18 protein-coding genes are annotated in these 19,485 nt (G+C 37.3%); 12 read left to right on the plus strand and 6 right to left on the minus strand.

What is annotated here, in order from left to right; genetic code table 11:
- The first annotated feature begins 5 nt into the window (after positions 1-5).
- Entirely contained in the window at positions 6-707 is a 702-nt protein-coding gene (pyrF, locus tag CKV78_RS02250) for an orotidine-5'-phosphate decarboxylase (protein ID WP_005764483.1), read from the plus strand.
- Positions 708-709: 2 nt separating this feature from the next.
- Entirely contained in the window at positions 710-1,027 is a 318-nt protein-coding gene (gene yciH, locus CKV78_RS02255; RefSeq protein ID WP_005764481.1) for a stress response translation initiation inhibitor YciH, read from the plus strand.
- Positions 1,028-1,097: 70 nt separating this feature from the next.
- On the opposite strand, the gene CKV78_RS02260 is transcribed toward yciH, so the two are convergent.
- Complete coding sequence (locus tag CKV78_RS02260) at positions 1,098-1,448, minus strand: SirB2 family protein (protein ID WP_005764479.1); 351 nt, start codon at positions 1,446-1,448, stop codon at positions 1,098-1,100.
- 61 nt (positions 1,449-1,509) lie between these two features.
- On the minus strand, positions 1,510-4,197 hold the full coding sequence (gyrA, locus tag CKV78_RS02265; RefSeq protein ID WP_032855606.1) for a DNA topoisomerase (ATP-hydrolyzing) subunit A: 2,688 nt from the start codon (positions 4,195-4,197) through the stop codon (positions 1,510-1,512).
- A 151-nt stretch (positions 4,198-4,348) separates the two neighbouring features.
- Here gyrA and ubiG point away from each other — a divergent pair, with 151 nt between their 5' ends.
- Positions 4,349-5,077, plus strand: coding sequence for a bifunctional 2-polyprenyl-6-hydroxyphenol methylase/3-demethylubiquinol 3-O-methyltransferase UbiG (ubiG, locus tag CKV78_RS02270; RefSeq protein ID WP_005764475.1), 729 nt, complete (start codon positions 4,349-4,351; stop codon positions 5,075-5,077).
- Positions 5,078-5,172: 95 nt separating this feature from the next.
- On the opposite strand, the gene fur is transcribed toward ubiG, so the two are convergent.
- The 4 genes from fur to CKV78_RS02290 form a co-directional block, all read right to left on the minus strand.
- Entirely contained in the window at positions 5,173-5,625 is a 453-nt protein-coding gene (gene fur, locus CKV78_RS02275) for a ferric iron uptake transcriptional regulator (RefSeq protein ID WP_005764473.1), read from the minus strand.
- 24 nt (positions 5,626-5,649) lie between these two features.
- Positions 5,650-6,174, minus strand: a complete 525-nt coding sequence (fldA, locus tag CKV78_RS02280; protein WP_005764471.1) for a flavodoxin FldA — start codon at positions 6,172-6,174, stop codon at positions 5,650-5,652.
- A gap of 5 nt (positions 6,175-6,179) precedes the next feature.
- Entirely contained in the window at positions 6,180-6,464 is a 285-nt protein-coding gene (gene ybfE, locus CKV78_RS02285) for a LexA regulated protein (protein ID WP_005764470.1), read from the minus strand.
- 115 nt (positions 6,465-6,579) lie between these two features.
- Positions 6,580-7,368, minus strand: coding sequence for an alpha/beta fold hydrolase (locus tag CKV78_RS02290; protein WP_032855604.1), 789 nt, complete (start codon positions 7,366-7,368; stop codon positions 6,580-6,582).
- Positions 7,369-7,449: 81 nt separating this feature from the next.
- On the opposite strand from CKV78_RS02290, the gene seqA reads away from it, so the two are divergent.
- From seqA to dnaX, 9 genes are all read left to right on the plus strand, one after another.
- Complete coding sequence (gene seqA / locus CKV78_RS02295) at positions 7,450-8,076, plus strand: replication initiation negative regulator SeqA (RefSeq protein WP_032855603.1); 627 nt, start codon at positions 7,450-7,452, stop codon at positions 8,074-8,076.
- A gap of 2 nt (positions 8,077-8,078) precedes the next feature.
- Complete coding sequence (gene menE / locus CKV78_RS02300) at positions 8,079-9,485, plus strand: o-succinylbenzoate--CoA ligase (protein ID WP_005764465.1); 1,407 nt, start codon at positions 8,079-8,081, stop codon at positions 9,483-9,485.
- A 3-nt stretch (positions 9,486-9,488) separates the two neighbouring features.
- On the plus strand, positions 9,489-12,827 hold the full coding sequence (gene mscK, locus CKV78_RS02305; RefSeq protein ID WP_005764463.1) for a mechanosensitive channel MscK: 3,339 nt from the start codon (positions 9,489-9,491) through the stop codon (positions 12,825-12,827).
- Between the two features lie 3 nt (positions 12,828-12,830).
- Entirely contained in the window at positions 12,831-13,904 is a 1,074-nt protein-coding gene (aroC, locus tag CKV78_RS02310) for a chorismate synthase (RefSeq protein WP_005764461.1), read from the plus strand.
- 59 nt (positions 13,905-13,963) lie between these two features.
- The gene (gene mepA, locus CKV78_RS02315) at positions 13,964-14,812 is read left to right on the plus strand and encodes a penicillin-insensitive murein endopeptidase (protein ID WP_005764459.1); all 849 of its coding nucleotides are present in this window, start codon (positions 13,964-13,966) and stop codon (positions 14,810-14,812) included.
- Between the two features lie 24 nt (positions 14,813-14,836).
- Entirely contained in the window at positions 14,837-15,598 is a 762-nt protein-coding gene (locus CKV78_RS02320) for a TSUP family transporter (RefSeq protein WP_005764457.1), read from the plus strand.
- Positions 15,599-15,614: 16 nt separating this feature from the next.
- Positions 15,615-16,562 carry a lauroyl-Kdo(2)-lipid IV(A) myristoyltransferase gene (lpxM, locus tag CKV78_RS02325; RefSeq protein ID WP_005764455.1) on the plus strand — a complete coding sequence of 316 codons (948 nt, stop codon included), beginning with the start codon at positions 15,615-15,617 and terminating at the stop codon, positions 16,560-16,562.
- A 77-nt stretch (positions 16,563-16,639) separates the two neighbouring features.
- Positions 16,640-17,182: an adenine phosphoribosyltransferase gene (gene apt, locus CKV78_RS02330; RefSeq protein ID WP_005764453.1), complete on the plus strand. Its 543-nt coding sequence runs from the start codon at positions 16,640-16,642 to the stop codon at positions 17,180-17,182.
- A gap of 41 nt (positions 17,183-17,223) precedes the next feature.
- The gene (gene dnaX, locus CKV78_RS02335; RefSeq protein ID WP_005764451.1) at positions 17,224-19,449 is read left to right on the plus strand and encodes a DNA polymerase III subunit gamma/tau; all 2,226 of its coding nucleotides are present in this window, start codon (positions 17,224-17,226) and stop codon (positions 19,447-19,449) included.
- Positions 19,450-19,485: the final 36 nt, after the last annotated feature.

The raw sequence follows: 19,485 nt of genomic DNA on the forward strand, positions 1-19,485 counted from the left end.
AAATTATGACAAGTAAAGTTATTGTTGCATTGGATTATGAAAAAGAAGAAGAAGCTCTACGCCTTGTAGACCAAATTGATCCGAGTTTATGCCGTTTGAAAGTGGGTAAAGAAATGTTTACCACATTAGGTACTAAGTTTGTTAAAGAATTACATAATCGTAATTTTGACGTTTTCTTAGATTTAAAATTCCACGATATCCCAAATACAGTAGCGAGAGCAGTACGTTCTGCAGCAGATTTAGGCGTTTGGATGGTTGACTTGCATGCAAGTGGTGGCTTACGTATGATGGAAGAAGCGAAGAGAATTCTTGAACCTTACGGTAAAGATGCGCCTTTATTGATCAGTGTAACAGTGCTTACAAGTATGGAAGATCTCGACTTATTACAAATTGGTATCAATGCTTCACCAATGGAACAAGTTATCCGTTTAGCAAACTTAACGCAACGTGCTGGTTTAGATGGTGTCGTTTGCTCACCACAGGAAGTAGAAATTTTACGTGCAAACTGCGGTAAAGATTTTAAATTAATTACTCCAGGTATTCGCCCAATCGGTAGTGATTTTGGTGATCAACGCCGTGTAATGACACCAGCGGCAGCAATCCGTTCAGGTTCTGACTACTTAGTTATTGGTCGTCCAATTACCCAAGCCGATAACCCAGCAGAGGTGTTAAAATCGATTAATGCATCTTTGAAAGTGGCTAATTAATAATGACAAGTGAATTAGTTTATTCCACTGAAACAGGGCGAATTAAAGCCGAAAAGGCACAAGTTGAACGCCCAAAGGGCGATGGTATTGTGCGTATTCAGCGCCAAGTGAGTGGTAGAAAAGGCAGTGGTGTTTCTGTGATTACAGGGCTAGATTTAGCTGATGCAGAGTTGAAGCTACTCGCCGCAGAGCTCAAAAAACGTTGTGGCTGTGGTGGTGCTGTGAAAAATGGCACTATTGAAATTCAAGGTGAAAAGCGAGATTTGCTTAAACAATTACTTGAACAAAAAGGCTATACAGTGAAATTGGCTGGTGGTTGATTTCGAAGTATGTGAATAAAAGAAAAGGATTGAAATGTAATGTTTCAATCCTTTTTTGTTTATCGGTTGCTTAGTGATAGTAAGCAACAAGAATTGTTGTACTTAGTGCAATAATTGCCAAAGAAAAGAAGTTTGGATTAACTTTAGTGGCTTTCTTGCTGAAGAATTTTGCTGCAAAGAAAATATAAGCAACTAATGATAGCATTTTGATAATAAACCACATTTCAATGTTCTTGCCGAACAGAGAAAACATTGTAATACCTGAAACAAGCAATAGTGTATCACTTAAGTGCGGTAGAATTTTTAACAGTTTTTTCTCACGCCAGTTTTTTCCTTTAAGCTGCATAATCCCACGGATTAAAAGCAACATAAACGATACAAAAGCACAGACAATATGAGTATAAATTAAATAAATATCCATTGTTTTTCCCTACAAATAAAAAAGCAGTCGTAACGTACTGCTTTTATTCGTTTATAAGCAATTATTCAGCTGAGATTCCAGAATTGTCGCTCGTATTTTCGCTATCGAAGTCTTCCGCTTCTTCATCCACTTCACAAACACGTTGTAAGCCAACTAAGGTTTCATCTTCAGTGGTTCGAATTAAACGTACACCTTGCGTATTACGACCGACAACGCTAATTTCATTGACACGTGTGCGGACTAATGTACCAGCATCAGTAATCAACATAATTTGATCAGTTTCTTCAACTTGGGTTGCAGCTACCACTTTACCGTTACGTTCACTTACTTTAATTGAAATCACACCCTTGGTATTACGTGATTTAGTCGGGTATTCCACTAACTCAGTACGTTTACCATAGCCATTTTGTGTTGCTGTTAAGATTGCTCCTTGATTTTTTGGAATAACCAAAGACACAACTTTATCAACGTTTAGATCAAGGATATCATCTGAGTTGTCATCAGAAATATCTTCAATTTCGACCGCACTTTCATCATCTGATAGATCATTGGTTAAGGCTAATTTTATACCTCGTACCCCGGTTGCTGCTCGTCCCATTGCACGTACTGCACTTTCACTAAAGCGAACTACACGACCTTGTGCAGAGAAGAGCATAATTTCATTGCTACCGTCAGTGATATCAACACCAATTAATTCATCTTCATCACGTAAGTTTAATGCAATAATACCGCTTGAACGTGGACGACTGAATTCAGTGAGCGAGATTTTTTTCACAATACCGCCAGCCGTTGCCATTACGACAAATTTATCTTCTTCGTAAGCGGTTACTGGTAAGATTGCAGTGATACGCTCATTTTCATCTAGTGGTAAAATATTGACGATTGGACGTCCACGTGAGCCACGACTTGCCTGTGGTAATTGATATACTTTTAACCAATATAAACGACCACGGCTTGAGAAACATAAAATCGTATCGTGGGTATTTGCAACTAATAAACGCTCAATGAAATCCTCTTCTTTAGTTTTCGCTGCTGATTTACCTTTACCACCACGGCGTTGCGCTTCGTAGTCAGTAAGTGGTTGATATTTTACGTAACCTTCGTGTGAAAGTGTCACGACAACATCTTCTTGTGCGATTAAATCTTCTAAATTAATATCACCAGAACTTGCAGTAATTTCTGTACGACGTGGATCGTTAAATTGTTCACGGATTTGTTCTAATTCTTCACGAATGACTTCCATTAAACGTTCTGGGCTACGTAAGATGTAAAGTAGCTCACCAATCACTTCAAGTAGTTTTTGGTATTCGTCTAAGATCTCGTCGTGACCTAAGTTAGTGAGTTTTTGTAAGCGTAAATCTAAAATTGCTTGTGCTTGCACTTCGGTGAGGTAGTACATACCATCACGAATACCATATTGTTCTTCAAGCTCTTCTGGGCGTGCAGCATCAACACCAGCAGCAGCTAACATATCGGCAACGTGGCCTAGTTTCCAAGGTTGTGCGATTAATTCACGTTTTGCTGTTTCTGGGTTTGGGGCTTGACGGATTAATTCAATGATTGGATCAACATTCGCTAATGCAATTGCTAAACCTTCTAAGATATGTGCACGTTCACGAGCTTTACGCAACTCATATACTGTACGGCGAGTGACTACTTCGCGGCGGTGTAAGACGAATGCTTCAATAAGCTGTTTTAAGTTGAGTAGTTTTGGCTGACCTTTATCTAACGCCACAATATTGATACCGAACGTCACTTGTAACTGAGTAAGTGCATAAAGGTTGTTTAAAACCACCTCACCGACTGCATCACGCTTGATTTTAATTTCAATGCGCATACCATCTTTGTCAGATAAGTCAGTAATTGCACTAATGCCTTCGATTTTTTTCTCTTTGACTAGATCTGCAATTTTTTCAATGAGTTTCGCTTTATTTACTTGATAAGGAATTTCGTGGACGACGATAGTTTCTCCGCCTTTTTCATCCGTTTCGACTTCTGCTTTTGCACGCACATAGATTTTGCCTCGACCTGTTTTATAGGCTTCTTCAATCCCTTTGCGACCGTTGATGAGTGCTGCTGTTGGGAAGTCAGGACCTGGAATGTAAGTCATTAACTCATCGATTGTGATTTCGTTATTTTCGATATAAGCCAAACAACCATCTAATACTTCACCTAAGTTATGTGGTGGAATGTTTGTTGCCATACCTACCGCAATACCAGAAGAACCATTCACTAAAAGCGCAGGTACTTTTGTTGGTAACACTTCAGGAATTTGTTCAGAACCGTCATAGTTAGGCACGAAATTTACAGTTTCTTTATCAAGATCTGCTAATAATTCGTGGGCGATTTTTGTCATACGCGCTTCGGTATAACGCATTGCCGCCGCTGCATCACCATCGATTGAACCGAAGTTACCTTGACCATCTACTAACATATAACGTAATGAGAATGGTTGTGCCATACGTACAAGAGTATCATATACTGCACTATCACCGTGTGGATGATATTTACCGATTACATCCCCAACAATACGTGCTGATTTACGATAAGGTTTATTATACGCATTGCCCCCTTCGTGCATTGCAAATAACACACGACGGTGTACAGGTTTTAAACCGTCACGTACGTCAGGTAACGCACGCCCTACGATGACAGACATTGCATAATCGAGATATGAAGATTTGAGTTCTTCTTCAATACTGATCGGGCTAATATCTTGATGAGTATTATCTTGGACTAAATCGGTCATTGAAAACTTCCTAATCATTAAGTTTGATTAATCACAAATTGGCGGAATTATAGCATAAAATCTACTACGCCCCTAATTTTATAGTGAAATTTTGTGAGATTTGGGGAATAATAATGCATTGTTTTTATTCAACCTGATAAGAAAAAATTAAATGCAAAATATCGATCAACAAGAACTTGATAAATTCGAGAAAATGGCAAAAAGTTGGTGGGATCCACAAGGCGATTTCAAGCCAATTCACCAATTAAATCCGCTTCGTTTGAGCTATATTTCACAACAAGCTAATGGCTTAATGGGTAAAAAAATCTTAGATGTAGGTTGCGGTGGTGGTATTTTGTCAGAAAGTATGGCGAAGCAAGGGGCAAAAGTAACTGGGATTGATATGTCTTCAGCACCTCTGGAAGTTGCTAAAAAGCACGCCCTTGAGAGTGGTTTAAATATTGATTATCAACGAATTACGATTGAAGAATTTTTGCAAAATCATACCGCACTTTATACAGAAAACGGTTCTGCTGAAAAGTTTGATATTATCACTTGTATGGAAATGTTAGAGCATGTGCCAGATCCAAGCTCAATCATTGCAAGTAGTAAACAATTATTAAAACCAGATGGTATGATTTTCTTTTCGACCATTAACCGTACATTAAAGGCTTGGATGTTAGTGGTTATTGGAGCAGAGTATATGTTGAAAATGTTGCCAAAAGGCACGCACGATTATGAGAAATTCATCAAGCCAGCAGAGTTATTAGGGTGGTGTGATGATGCAAAATTGACTTGCTCAGATATGGCGGGTTATCACTATAATCCATTAACAGGCAACTTTTGGTTGAATAAAGATGTGAGTGTGAATTATATGGCGAGTTTTCGTATTCAATCCTAAGTAGTTAGATTTTATCAATGAGGATAAAAATAAAGTGCGGTATAAATTTCGAAATTTTATACCGCACTTTTTGTCTATAATTATCAGACTAGGTATTATTTTTTACCGTTTTCGTCACATTTATTCACGTTACTGCACTTACCATAAAGATATAAGCTGTGTGTTGCTAACTCAATACCGTGCTGTTTTGTAATTTCACGTTGACGTTTTTCGATAATGTCATCATTAAATTCGAAAACTTTGCCACAGTCTACACAGATAATATGATCGTGGTGCTCTGTTGGTGCTAATTCAAAAACGGACTTATTACCTTCGAAATTATGGCGAATTAGGATTTTAGCTTCATCAAATTGGTTAAGAACACGATAAACTGTAGCTAATCCAATCTCTTCGCCTCTTTCAAGCAACATTTTATAAATATCTTCTGCTGAAAAATGTTGCATACTATTTTTTTCGTGCATTTCTTGCATTAATGCCAAAATAGTTAAACGAGGCTCGGTGATTTTTAAGCCAGCCTTCTTCAAGAGTTTAATATTTTCTTCAGACATAAGAGCCCCTTAATTATTCTACTATTAAGCAAGTTCTGCTAAACACATTTCATCAAAAACCTGTTTAACCCATTTTTCAACACGTTCTGCAGTAAGTTCTGGCTGACGGTCTTCATCAATACACAAACCAACAAAAGTATTATCATCAACAAGTGCTTGAGAAACTTCAAAATTATAGCCTTCTGTTGGCCAGTATCCCACAATAATTGCACCTTTCGGTTCAATAATATTACGTACTGTCCCCATTGCATCGCAGAAATACTCTGCGTAATCTTCTTGGTCGCCACAACCGAAAATTGCAACTAATTTATCAGTAAAATCAATTTCTTCTAGTGTTGGGAAAAAATCGTCCCAGTCACATTGTGCTTCACCATAGTACCAAGTTGGGATACCAATCATTAAGAAATCATATGCTTCAATATCTTCTTTTGTGCTTTTGGCGATATCACGAATATCAACTAAATCACTGCCTAGTTGTTTTTGAATCATTTTAGCAATATTTTCAGTATTGCCTGTATCACTGCCATAAAATAAACCAACAACAGCCATTTTTGCTACCTATGTTCTTGAATATTAAAATAATCTTGTAAAATAGTTACTATCACTTCTGATCGACTAACATTCAAAGTTGCCGCCAAATCTTCTAGTTGTTCAACTAAATCCATATGTAATTTTAACTCAACGCGTTTTAGCCCAATGGATTTATCACGTTTCAATTGATTACGTTTATTGATGCGGATTTGCTGTTCACGACTCAGTGGATTTGTTTTTGGGCGTCCAACTTTGGGCGTATTAGCAAACAGATCTAATGTAATACAATCTGCGTCTTGTTTTGCCATCTATCAAATCACTGAAAATCAGTGGCTAATTGAGAATGATAAGCCACAACTAAATTGATGCTGAACTATAACACAATTTATGTGGGATTAAAACACGAATTTCAGTGCTTCTAATCTATTTGTTTGATATTAAAAATCTTTCAATTGCACGGATGACAAACTCGGGTTTTTCAGCGTGAACCCAGTGTCCACTACCATTGATCGTAAAAGAGGTTGCTTGTGGAAATTGAGATAAAATCAATTGTGTGTCTTCGGATTTGATATAATTAGATTGTCCACCACGAATAAATAAGGTTGGAGTGTTACTATGACAAAGTTGCCAATCCATAATATTGTCATAATTTTTATGTAAGCTAGTTAAATTAAAACGGAAAAACTCTTTGGCACTTGGGTCAAAAGATTTCAACATAAATTGCTGAATAGCTTCAACTGGGATATGTTGTGCAAGACTAATTTTTGCTTCTTGACGGGTTTTAGGTTGTGCTTTTTGGGTCGCAAATAAGGCATCAAAAATGTCATTATGCCAATTGTTTTGATATTTGACAGGTGCAATATCAATCACGATGAGTTTTTCAACTATATCTGGATAAAGTGCAGTCATTTTCATTGCAGTTTTCCCACCCATAGAATGACCGATTAAGATGACTTTTTTTAAGTCTAATTCATGAATTACTTGTATGAGGTCTTCTGCCATTAAATCATAATTCATCTCATCACTATGAAAACTGCGTCCGTGATTGCGTAAATCAACACGTAAAATCGAATAGGTTTCACTAAATGCTCTGGCAATTACACCCAAATTATTCATGTCTCCAAATAAACCGTGAATAAAAACTAAGGCAGGTTGATTAATTTCTTGTTTTACTTGATCGAATTGGAAATGCAGTAAATTTTTCTCGGACATAATTTTTGTATATAGAGTATTTGTAAATAAGTCGTTATAATGTGTTAAATTTTTAAAGAGATCAAGCAAGTGGAGGAAAAAATGAAAATTATTGAAGTTGATGAAGAGCTTTATCAATACATTGCAAGCCAAACGCAATCTATTGGTGAAAGTGCCTCGGAGATTTTACGCCGTTTGCTTAATTTTCCGAATCATAATGTCGTGCAATCACAAAAAACTCAGACTATTATTGTTAAAGATGAAAATGTGAAAGAAAAGGTTGAAACAGTCACATCTCAACAAGTCCAAGCACCAATTGATGAACAACCAATTTTAGTCACGACAAAAAAACAATCAGATGAGTCAATTCAACAAGTGGTTTTAAAAGTTAAAGCATTGTTGGATTCTGATGAGTTCCAGCAAGAAACTAAAGCGGTTGTGCGTTTCTTAAATATTTTACGTGTGCTGTATCGCACTAATCCAGAGAGTTTTGCACAGGCAACAGAATCATTACAAGGTCGTACTAGAGTGTATTTTGCACGTGATGAAGGGACGTTATTGGTGGCAGGTAACCATACCAAACCAAAACAAATTCCTGATACTCCGTATTGGGTGATTACGAACACCAATAGCGGACGTAAAATGCTGATGTTGGAAGGCGCTATGCAATCAATGCATTTACCAAAAGAACTTATCGAAGACGTTAGAACCTACTTTACTGCAAATTAATAATGTTTCCTTGGCAAAAATTTGCGCATAATCCTGATACTATGAATCTAGTCGCCTTGCAAAATTCGCAAGGCGAGGTTTTTAATTGGCTGCAGCTAAATCAGAAAATTCAACATTATGTTTCCGTGTTACAAGATCAAGGTGTAGGTTGGCAAACGGGCGTAGCATTATGCGGAAAGAATGATATTCAGTTACTTTTGCTTTATTTGGCGACGATTCAAATTGGTGCAAGAGTACTTCCTCTTAATCCTGCTTTTACGTCTCAAAAAATTCAACAAGTTTGCTTTGATGCCAATATTGAATTTTATTATTCATTGGAAATATTAAAGGATATTAATTGCAAGCCAATCAACCTTGAGCTTAACCCTACAACTCATAAAAATGAAGACAAAGTGCGGTCAATTTCTGAAAAGTTTTTGTTACCAGCAACAATGACGTTAACTTCAGGTTCAACAGGCTCGCCAAAAGCTATCGTACATAATGTACAAGCTCATCTTGAAAATGCAAAAGGAGTGTGTGCTTTAATGCATTTTAGTCAAGTAGATAGCTGGTTGTTGTCTTTGCCATTGTATCACGTTTCTGGGCAAGGCATTGTCTGGCGTTGGTTACTCACTGGCGCAAGATTACATTTTCCGCAAAACGATTTTTATGCATCCGTTTGCGAGACGACACACGTTTCGCTTGTACCAACACAATTACAACGATTATTGGCTTATTGGCGCGAAGATAAAATTACACAATTTAAAACACAACACATTTTATTAGGTGGGGCACAAATTCCTACCGAATTGACTCAACAATTAGCTAATTTTGGTGTCAAAAGTTATTCAGGATATGGAATGACAGAAATGGCATCAACAGTTTTTGCTAAGTTAAGTGATGATAAAGTAGGAGTCGGACAGCCGTTATTAAATCGCGACTATCAATTAGTTAATCAAGAAATTTGGTTAAAAGGTGCTGGGTTAGCAATGGGGTACTGGAAAAATGGCGCTCTTTTGCCGTTGACTAATGAGCAGGGCTGGCTACAAACCAAAGATAAAGGTGAATGGATTGATAATGAGTTGGTAATTTTAGGGCGAATTGATAATATGTTTATTTCCGGCGGTGAAAATATTCAACCAGAAGAAATTGAAGCTGTTATCTATAGCAAAGGTAATATAAGGCAAGTATTTGTTTTACCTAAAGAGGATAGTGAATTTGGTCAGCGCCCAGTAGCAATGATTGAATTTTCTGAACCATTTTCGACCGCACTTGTTGATGACTTACAAGACTGGCTGATTAATAAATTAGAGAAATTTAAGCTACCAGTGCAATATTTACCATTAGAGATGGAAAAATTTCAACAAGGTGCGATTAAAATTTCACGAAAAACATTACAAAACGAGCTAAAAGACTTACTAGGAAAGTAACGAATGAAGAAAGCGAATTTTCTAACGCATTTATTTTTAGGATTGAGCCTGTGTTTTATGCTCAATACTTCTGCTATTGCAAAAATTGTTTCGGAGAACGAAATTCAAGCGCAATTGAATGTTGCGAAAAGTGGGGATAGTAATGATCCTAATAATAAAACAGTGGTTCAAAATCTTGAAGAAACACTGGTACTTTTAGGTAAAATTAATAAGCAAAAAGCAGATATTAGCGCCTTGGAAGAAAAAATTTCGAGTGCTACAGATTTAACATTAAAAGCTCAAAAACATTTGGAAGGTTTGAAAAAAGCAGAGAAGCCAGCATTAAATGTTTTTGAAGGTGTGGCGCTAAATGACTTACAAAGTAAATTAAATGTAGCGCAGCAGAAATTGGCTCAAAACCAAACTGCTACATCGATGTTAAATTCAGAGTTAGTTGCTTTACGTAGTGCGCCTGAACGTGCACAAGCAACGTTAAATAATAATTTAACGCGTACTCAAGAAATCAATAAATTGCTTGCAGCGCCAGATTTATTAGCAAGTGGTAAAATACGTTTAGAAACAGAGCTTCAGTTAATCGAACTCCAAAACAGTTTTAATAAAGTATTATTACAAGGTAATAATACGCTGACTTCGTTATATACCGTTCAATTAGAAGATAAAACCTTTGAAACTCATCAAACGCAAGAGCAAATAAAGCTATTGCAAGACGCTATTAATCAGCAGTATCTAAAAGAATCTCAGCAGCAAGTCGCTCAATTAGAGAAATCACAGCAGGATATTAAAACGACTCGTCATCCTGCTGTAGCTAATCAATTAGATATTAATGTGAAGTTAAGCCAAGAACTTGTACAACAAACGACATTAATGAATGCGTTATCACAAGATAATTTACGTATCAAAAACGTATTGGATAACTTGCAACAAACACAACGTAATATTGATGATCAAATCAGTGCATTACAAGGCACATTAGTACTTTCAAGAATTATTAATAAACAAAAAGAGCTGTTACCTCAAGATCAAATGATCAGTGGTTTATCAAAACGAATCGCGGATTTACGTGTACGTATTTTTGATCTGACAGAAGCTAGAGATAGCCTTTATGATACGCAAACCTACATTGCAAATTTAGAGAAAAAAGAAGCAGCGTCATTTACAGCGGAAGAAAAAGTACAATTAAATTCTGTTTTACAAGAACGACGGAAGTTATTATCTGATATTTTGAGTTTATTAAATAATCAGTTAAATCTTGCGATTACCATTGAGTTAAACCAAAAACAAGTCAGTGCTATTAGTGACCAGCTACAGAGTAAGTTGCAACAACAAAGTTTCTGGGTAAAAAGTAATGCTCCGATAGATTTAGATTGGATGACAGGCTTCTTACCCACATTTCAAGTACAGGTGAAAGAGATTATTAAGTTAATCAATTTTTCAAACTGGAGAGATGATTTTATTCCTACTGCACTATTTATTGGCTTGCTGTTAGCACTTTTTGGTTTTATCCAATTACAAAAAAATAAAATCAAACAACGTTTAAATTCTATTAATAGCCGTATAAATACGCTGACATCAGATAGCCAATGGCATACGCCAGAAGCAGTGATGTGGACAATGATTTTATGCTTGCCAAGCACACTAATTTTTTTAGCTGTGTTATTTGTGGTGGTTTATATTTGTTTCCAAAATCCATTTGAGCTTTCACCTTGGATGTTAAAAATGGCAGCATATTGGTGGTTCTTTGCTTTTATGCTAGCAATTTTACGCCCAAATGGTGTGGCATACCGCCATTTTAAAATGCCAAAAGAAAGTGTAGATACGTTCTATAAAGTATTGAAACGTTCTGTTTGGATTTGTGCTTTATGGTTAAACGCATCTATCTTCACTTACTTGGAAACAGGTATTACTAATGATGTGATTGGGCAAGTGATGACAATTTCTGTCTTGATTATTTCTTTATTCATTATCGGACCGAGAATTGGCTCAGCAGTAAGATCTTATGAGAGCAATGCTCAAGAATATACAAATAACTCACATTTTATTTTAAAACTGGGCCGTATTTTTTTAGTGCTTGCCCCCCTTATGTTAATCGCATTAGTAGTAATGGGTTATTATTATACTGCACTGAATTTGATGGCTCATTTAATGTCTTCTTATTTTGTAGTTGCAAGTTGGTTAGTTCTTAAAAATATCATTTATCGCGGGCTTGCTGTTTCAGCGTGCCGAATTTCATATAATCGTGTGAAAGAAAAACGTGAGCAACAAGCCGTGGCGAAGGTTGATACTGAAGAAGAGCTAGGAATGAGCCTTGAGTTGCAAAATGAAAGCTTAGGTATTACACAAGTGAGAGAGCAGTTACTACGTGTGACAGACTTGCTTCTAACAGTGACCTTATTTGGCTTATTGTATTGGGTATGGGCAGATTTAGTCACTGTAGCTTATTACTTACAAGGTGTAACCTTATGGCAACAAAGTGTGACTACTGCTGCTGGAACTGTGTTAGAGTCAATTACTTTATTAAATTTATTACTTGCTGTTGTAATTTTGATTGCGATGTATGCGTTAGTGCGTAATATTGGCGGGTTGTTGGAGGTACTGGTTTTCTCAAGAATTACTTTCTCACAAGGTACACCTTATACGATCACTACATTAGCGACTTATTTTATTATTGCAATTGGAGCAGGTCTAGCATTCTCAACTCTTGGGATGTCATGGTCGAAATTACAATGGTTATTTGCCGCACTTTCTGTTGGTTTAGGTTTTGGTTTACAAGAAATTTTTGCTAATTTCGTATCTGGTTTAATTATTTTGTTTGAGCGTCCAGTACGTATTGGCGATGTGATCACGATTGGTGAATATTCAGGTACGGTATCTAAAATTCGTATTCGCTCAACCACATTGATCGATTTTGATCGTAAAGAAGTCATTGTACCAAATAAAGCATTTGTAACAGAGCGCTTAGTCAACTGGGCATTAAATGATTCAATCACGCGTGTGGTGATTCGTGTTGGTGTAGGTTATGGTTCAGATCTTGAATTAACTAAACGTCTATTGTTGCAGGCTGCAAGCGAGTGTGAGCGGGTATTGAAAGAGCCAGAACCAGTGGTGTATTTCTTGAATTTTGGCGCAAGCTCACTTGATCACGAGTTACGTTTATATGTAGGAAAATTGGCAGATCGTAACCCTACCGTGGATTTCTTAAACCGTCGCGTAAATCAATTATTTGAAGAAAATGCTATTGATATTTCATTTAATCAGTTAGATGTTTTCATTAAAAATCAAGTGACAAATGAGGAAGTAAAATTAAATCAGCAATGTTTTCCAGTACAAAAACAAGAAGGCTAAAATATGGCAGGAAATAGCATAGGACAACTTTTTCGTGTCACCACCTTTGGTGAGTCACACGGTATTGCTTTAGGTTGTATTGTTGACGGTGTACCGCCAGGACTGATTTTGTCCGAAGCGGATATTCAGCCTGATTTAGATCGTCGTAAACCAGGTACATCTCGCTATACAACACCACGTCGTGAAGACGATCAAGTACAAATTTTATCAGGTGTTTTTGAAGGTAAAACAACAGGAACGAGTATCGGTATGGTGATTAAAAATGCCGATCAACGCTCACAGGATTATAGTGAAATTAAAGATCGTTTCCGACCAGGACATGCCGATTTTACTTATCAACAAAAATATGGTATTCGTGATTATCGTGGTGGTGGGCGTTCTTCTGCACGTGAAACGGCTATGCGCGTGGCCGCAGGTGCGATTGCAAAAAAATATTTGCGTGAATATTTTGGTGTTGAGGTCAGGGGATTCCTTTCACAAATTGGTGATGTCACTATTGCGCCACAAGTAATTGAAAATATTGATTGGCAGCAAGTGAATAGCAATCCTTTCTTTTGTCCAGACCAAAGTGCGGTCGAAAAATTCGATGAATTAATTCGTCAATTGAAAAAAGAAGGCGATTCGATTGGTGCGAAGCTCACTGTCGTGGCAGAACATGTGCCAGTCGGGCTAGGTGAGCCAGTTTTTGATCGCCTTGATGCTGATCTTGCACATGCCTTAATGGGCATTAATGCAGTGAAAGCGGTTGAAATTGGAGATGGTTTTGCCGTTGTATCACAACGTGGTTCAGAGCATCGTGATGAAATGACACCAGAAGGTTTTTTGTCAAATCATGCGGGAGGCATTCTAGGGGGAATTAGTTCTGGTCAACCAATTATTGCAACCATTGCATTGAAACCAACATCAAGTATTACCATTCCGGGCCGTTCGGTGAATTTAGCCAATGAACCCGTAGAAGTCGTGACAAAAGGACGTCATGATCCTTGCGTAGGGATTCGGGCTGTGCCTATAGCAGAGGCGATGGTAGCGATTGTGTTACTCGATCACCTACTAAGACATAGAGCACAAAATAGATAACAGATGGGGCTATATAGCTCCACTTTAACTGAGATAAGTATATTATACTTCTGGATCTTATGACAAAATTTGTGAAAACTCTGGCTGTTTTAACTGCACTTTTTAGTGCTTTTTCTTTCGCATCTCCACAAGAATGGCAAAAAATTAAACGCCCAATTCCAGGGCAACCAGAGCCAATTGGTAGCTATTCTAATGGATGTATCATTGGTGCTCAAGCGTTGCCCTATAAAGGTGATGGCTATCAAGTGATTCGTAAAAATCGTAATCGCTACTATGGGCATCCCGATATGATTCGCTATTTGCAGAATTTAGGTAAAAAAGTGAAATCAGCAGGCATGCCAACAATGTTGGTTGGTGATATTGCTATGCCTGGCGGTGGACGTTTTTTAACAGGACATGCCAGCCATCAAATGGGGCTTGATGCAGATATTTGGTTGAGAATGGGGACAATGTCCGATCAAGATGCGCTAAATTCTGATGGCAAAGGTCTGTTAGTTGTGGATCGCAAAGCACAACGTGTTGATGATCGCATTTGGAACCAGAATCACGCGAAGCTGATTAAATTCGCAGCAGAAGATCCAAATGTGACCCGTATTTTTGTTAATCCAGCGATTAAGCTAAAACTATGTCAAACAGCAGGTACAGATCGTAGTTGGTTATATAAAGTACGTCCTTGGTTTGGCCATGACTCGCATTTTCATGTACGTTTAGCTTGCCCAAAAGGTGCAACATATTGTGAAAATCAAACAGCAGTGCCAAGTGGCGATGGTTGTGGGGCAGAGCTTTATTCTTGGTTTGAACCAGCTAAGCCATCAACTACGCCAGCAAAACCGAAAGTAACACCGCCAGCACCGCCGTTATGTCAGCAGATTTTAACAGCTCCAAATCGTAGTGAGTGGTTAGAATAACAAAAGGTCGGAGTAGAAATTGAGATGGAATTTGGTTTAGATATTATTGCGATCTTATTTTGTGTTGCATTTATTGCAGGCTTTATTGATGCTATCGCTGGAGGTGGTGGCTTAATTACCATTCCTGCATTATTGATGACAGGAATGCCACCTGCGTTAGCTTTAGGCACTAACAAATTGCAAGCTTGTGGCGGTTCATTTTCCGCTAGCTTGTACTTTTTACGCCAAAGAGCGGTCAATTTATCCGAAGTTTGGTTAATTTTGTTGATGACTTTTCTTGGGGCATCTTGTGGCACAATTTTAATCCAGCTTGTGGATAGTGGATTGATTAAGAAAGCCTTGCCATTTCTCATTCTTGCAATTGGTTTGTATTTTTTACTCTCTCCAAAACTAGGTGAGGAAGATCGTCAAAAACGCATTTCTTATACAGTGTTTGCTTTCACAGCTGGTATGGGAATTGGTTTTTACGATGGTTTTTTCGGGCCGGGTACAGGCTCAATGTTAAGTTTAGCGTTTGTTATGTTGCTCGGTTTTAACCTCACGAAAGCAACGGCACACGCAAAAGTATTAAATTTTACGTCAAATATTGCTTCCTTGATTTTTTTCTTAATTGGTGGGCAAATTATGTGGTCAGTAGGTCTGGCGATGATGTTTGGACAAATCATTGGCGCTAATTTAGGGGCGAAAATGGTGCTGACAAAAGGCAAAACACTTATTCGCCCAATGGTCGTGATTATGTCATTCATTATGACGATCAAAATGGCGTACGATCAAGGTTGGTTTTAGTTAAACAGGAATTTGGATGTCGGAAGATACTCGTTTAACCGCTCGTGTGGGATATGAACCTCACTTTTCGTGGTCTTATTTATTACCTAAATATTGGCTGATTTGGCTTGGTATTTGTGGATTACTTATTCTTGCGTTTATTCCTTTTAGGCTACGAGACTGGTTCGCAGCTAAATTAGGCGTGATTGTGGCACGTAAAGCTAAAAAACAATATCACCGTGCGAATGTCAATTTACAATACTGTTTTCCCAATTGGACAGTAGAACAGCGTATAGAAACTATTGAAAAAATGTTTATTGTGGTGACACAAGTGATGTTAGGTATTGGTGAAATTGCCGTTCGTTCAAAAGCACATTTGCAAAAACGAAGCGAATTTATTGGGCTAGAACATATTCAACAAGCCAAAGCAGAAGGGAAAAATATTATATTACTTGTGCCGCACGGTTGGGCGATTGATGCATCTGGTATTATTTTACATACACACGGGATGCCAATGACTTCAATGTATAATCCTCATCGTAATCCATTAGTAGATTGGCTTTGGACAGTCGTTCGTCAGCGTTTTGGTGGAAAAATGCATGCTCGCCAAAATGGGATTAAACCTTTCCTTGCACATGTTAAATCAGGTGAGATGGGTTTTTATTTGCCCGATGAAGATTATGGGGCGGAATTAAGCGTATTTGTAGACTTCTTTGCAACTTATAAAGCGACCTTGCCAGGTATTAATAAAATAGCTCGCTTGGCAAAAGCTGCCGTGATTCCAATGTTTCCACGTTATAATGCTAAATCAGGTAAATATGAAATGGAAATTCATCCTGCATTAGAGTTAATGGATGATCCAGAACAGTCTGCGCGTGCAATGAACATTGAAATTGAAAGTTTCGTGACACCAACACCTGAGCAGTATGTTTGGATCTTACGTCTTTTAAAAACCCGTAAGGACGGCAAAGATATTTATCGTTAAATCTTGAGATATATGATAAAATTTTTAGCCTTATTTTAGAAATTTTGTTATTTTAACCGCACTTTTTAGGCTACATAATGAACAACAAACTTGCTTTAATTAAATCATCAATTAAATCAATTCCTAATCATCCAAAAGAAGGAATTATTTTCCGCGATATTACGAGTTTACTTGAAGTTCCTGAAGCATTTCGTGCAACAGTAGATATGATTGTAGAACGTTATAAAGATAAAGGTATTACTAAAGTTTTAGGAACAGAATCTCGTGGATTTATTTTCGGTGCGCCAGTGGCACTTGCATTAAATCTACCTTTTGTTTTAGTCAGAAAACCAGGTAAATTACCGCGTGAAACTATTTCACAAACCTATCAATTGGAGTATGGTCAAGACACTTTAGAAATGCATATGGATTCTATTGTTAAAGATGATAACGTTTTAATCATCGATGACCTATTAGCAACAGGTGGTACAATTGAAGCGACGGCAAAATTAGTGAGCCGTTTAGGTGGTAAAGTGAAATATGCGGCTTTTGTAATCAACTTACCTGATTTAGGTGGTGAGAGGCGCTTAAATGATTTAGGCATTGAAACCTATAATCTTGTGAATTTTGAAGGTCACTAATCCGTATAAACAGCAATTTTAAGTATTGATAAGGGCAAGGAATGAGTTATCAAGTATTGGCAAGAAAGTGGCGACCAAAGACATTTGCGGATGTCGTTGGACAAAGTCATATTTTGATAGCACTTTCCAATGGCTTGAAAGAAAATCGTTTACATCATGCTTACCTTTTTTCAGGGACGCGTGGTGTGGGAAAAACATCTATTGCTCGTTTATTTGCTAAAGGATTGAATTGTGTTAATGGTGTGACAGCAGAACCTTGTGGTGAATGTGAACATTGCAAGGCAATTGAAGAAGGTCGCTTTATTGATTTAATTGAAATCGATGCGGCATCTCGTACTAAAGTGGAAGATACACGCGAGTTATTAGATAACGTCCAATACAAACCAGTACAAGGGCGTTATAAAGTTTATCTTATTGACGAAGTACATATGCTTTCACGCCATTCTTTCAATGCGTTATTAAAAACGCTTGAAGAACCACCAGAATATGTTAAGTTTTTGTTAGCAACAACTGATCCGCAAAAACTCCCCATTACAATCCTGTCGCGCTGTATGCAGTTCCACTTGAAAGCATTGGAACAAACGCAAATTGCTCAACATCTTGAATTTATTTTAAAGCAAGAGAGTATCCCTTTTGATTTTCTTGCCCTAGAGAAACTGGCGAAAGCTGCACAAGGCAGTATTCGTGATAGTCTAAGTTTAGCAGATCAAGCTATTGCAATGAGTAACGGGAATATTACGTTAAACGTTGTGAATGAAATGCTTGGCTTATTAGATGATAATCAAGCCATCGATATTCTTTATACCTTACAACAAGGTAATGGTGAGAATATGATGAAAATTATCCAAGCCATTGCAGAAAAAGGTAGCGATTGGGATTTATTTTTACGAGATATTGCAGAGAAATTACATCAAATAGCAGTTAAGCAATTATTGCCAAAAGATCGTCTTGATGAGTCAAACCAACTTGATTTTCTTGCGACTTTGATTACTCCTGATGATCTGCAATTTTTCTATCAAGTGATCGTTGCTGGACGTAAAGAGCTAGCATTTTCGCCTACACCACGCATTGGCGTTGAGATGACATTATTACGAGCATTAGCATTTCATCCAAAGCTCATTAATAGCAATATTGTTGAGTCAACACAACCACAATCCTCAGTTTCATCTGTGAATAATCAAACTGCTTATGTTGAAATGCCAGTGCTGTCTCAAAATATTAAGTCACAGTATGCGAGTAATTTAAATACACGTACTGTGCCTAAAACTGCACAAAATACATCACAACAAATTCCTTCATCTAATGTTGTTCCAAACAATATGCCAGCAGTTGATGCACAAAGATCTTATTCTCAACCTATTACACTTAAAAATACGGTAGAGAGTGATAGTGAGTATTCGGTTGCATTAGAAGCTCTCGCAGAATTGGATAAGTTAGATAATACTTCTTTATCTTCACTTCAGAAAGAAAAAAAAAAGTCTGATGTAGTTTCTCTTCAAAAAACAATAGACAGAGTAACGGAAGAAACTTCACCAGAAATGACCGCACTTCCAGTTATTGAGACGAAGCCATTCGAACAAAAGTCATTTACCCAAAAACAGCCTAGCAAATTATTAAAATCCTCTACTCAGCCTAGAATGATTGTTTCTAATTCTATTGATATTTCTGAAGAGAGCGTTGAGGTTCGGCAAAGTGCGGTAGAAAATGAAATAGAAATAGATTCTGATGAGGTGGCAGAGGGCGAGAATCTGGCAGAAACCTACCGTTGGGAGTGGAGTAATCCTGAGTTAGCCAAAATGCAAGATGGACCAACTCCATCTGAATTAAAACAATCTTTAGAAAAAGACATTACACCAGAGCTGCGCGAAAAAGTCATTTTGTTATCGCGCAAAGAAGATGTTTGGACAAATATCGTTGAATCTTTGGATATCAATAACTTAACTAAAGAACTTGCGTTAAATTGTGCGTTAATTGAAAAATCTGGAGGGCGAGTTACGTTAGGGATTCATACTGAAAAATCACACTTAGAAAAACGCACTTTTGTTAAAAACCTCACTGAAGAATTAGCGAAATATTATGCAGAGCAGATCGAGTTAGAAATTCGTGTAAGTGATGAAATTACTCAAACTCCAACAGATTTTTATCGTCAAACCTATAAGATGTTGCGTGAAAAGGCTAAAGAAGATTTACAGCAGGACAAAAAATTACAGTTATTTTTAACTGAATTTAATGGGGAATTGGATTTAGCTTCGGTTAAACCTGTATAATGGTTTTGATGTAAAAAGAGCGGTCAGTTTTTATAA

The organism is Pasteurella dagmatis, from assembly GCF_900186835.1.
Classification (GTDB): domain Bacteria; phylum Pseudomonadota; class Gammaproteobacteria; order Enterobacterales; family Pasteurellaceae; genus Pasteurella; species Pasteurella dagmatis.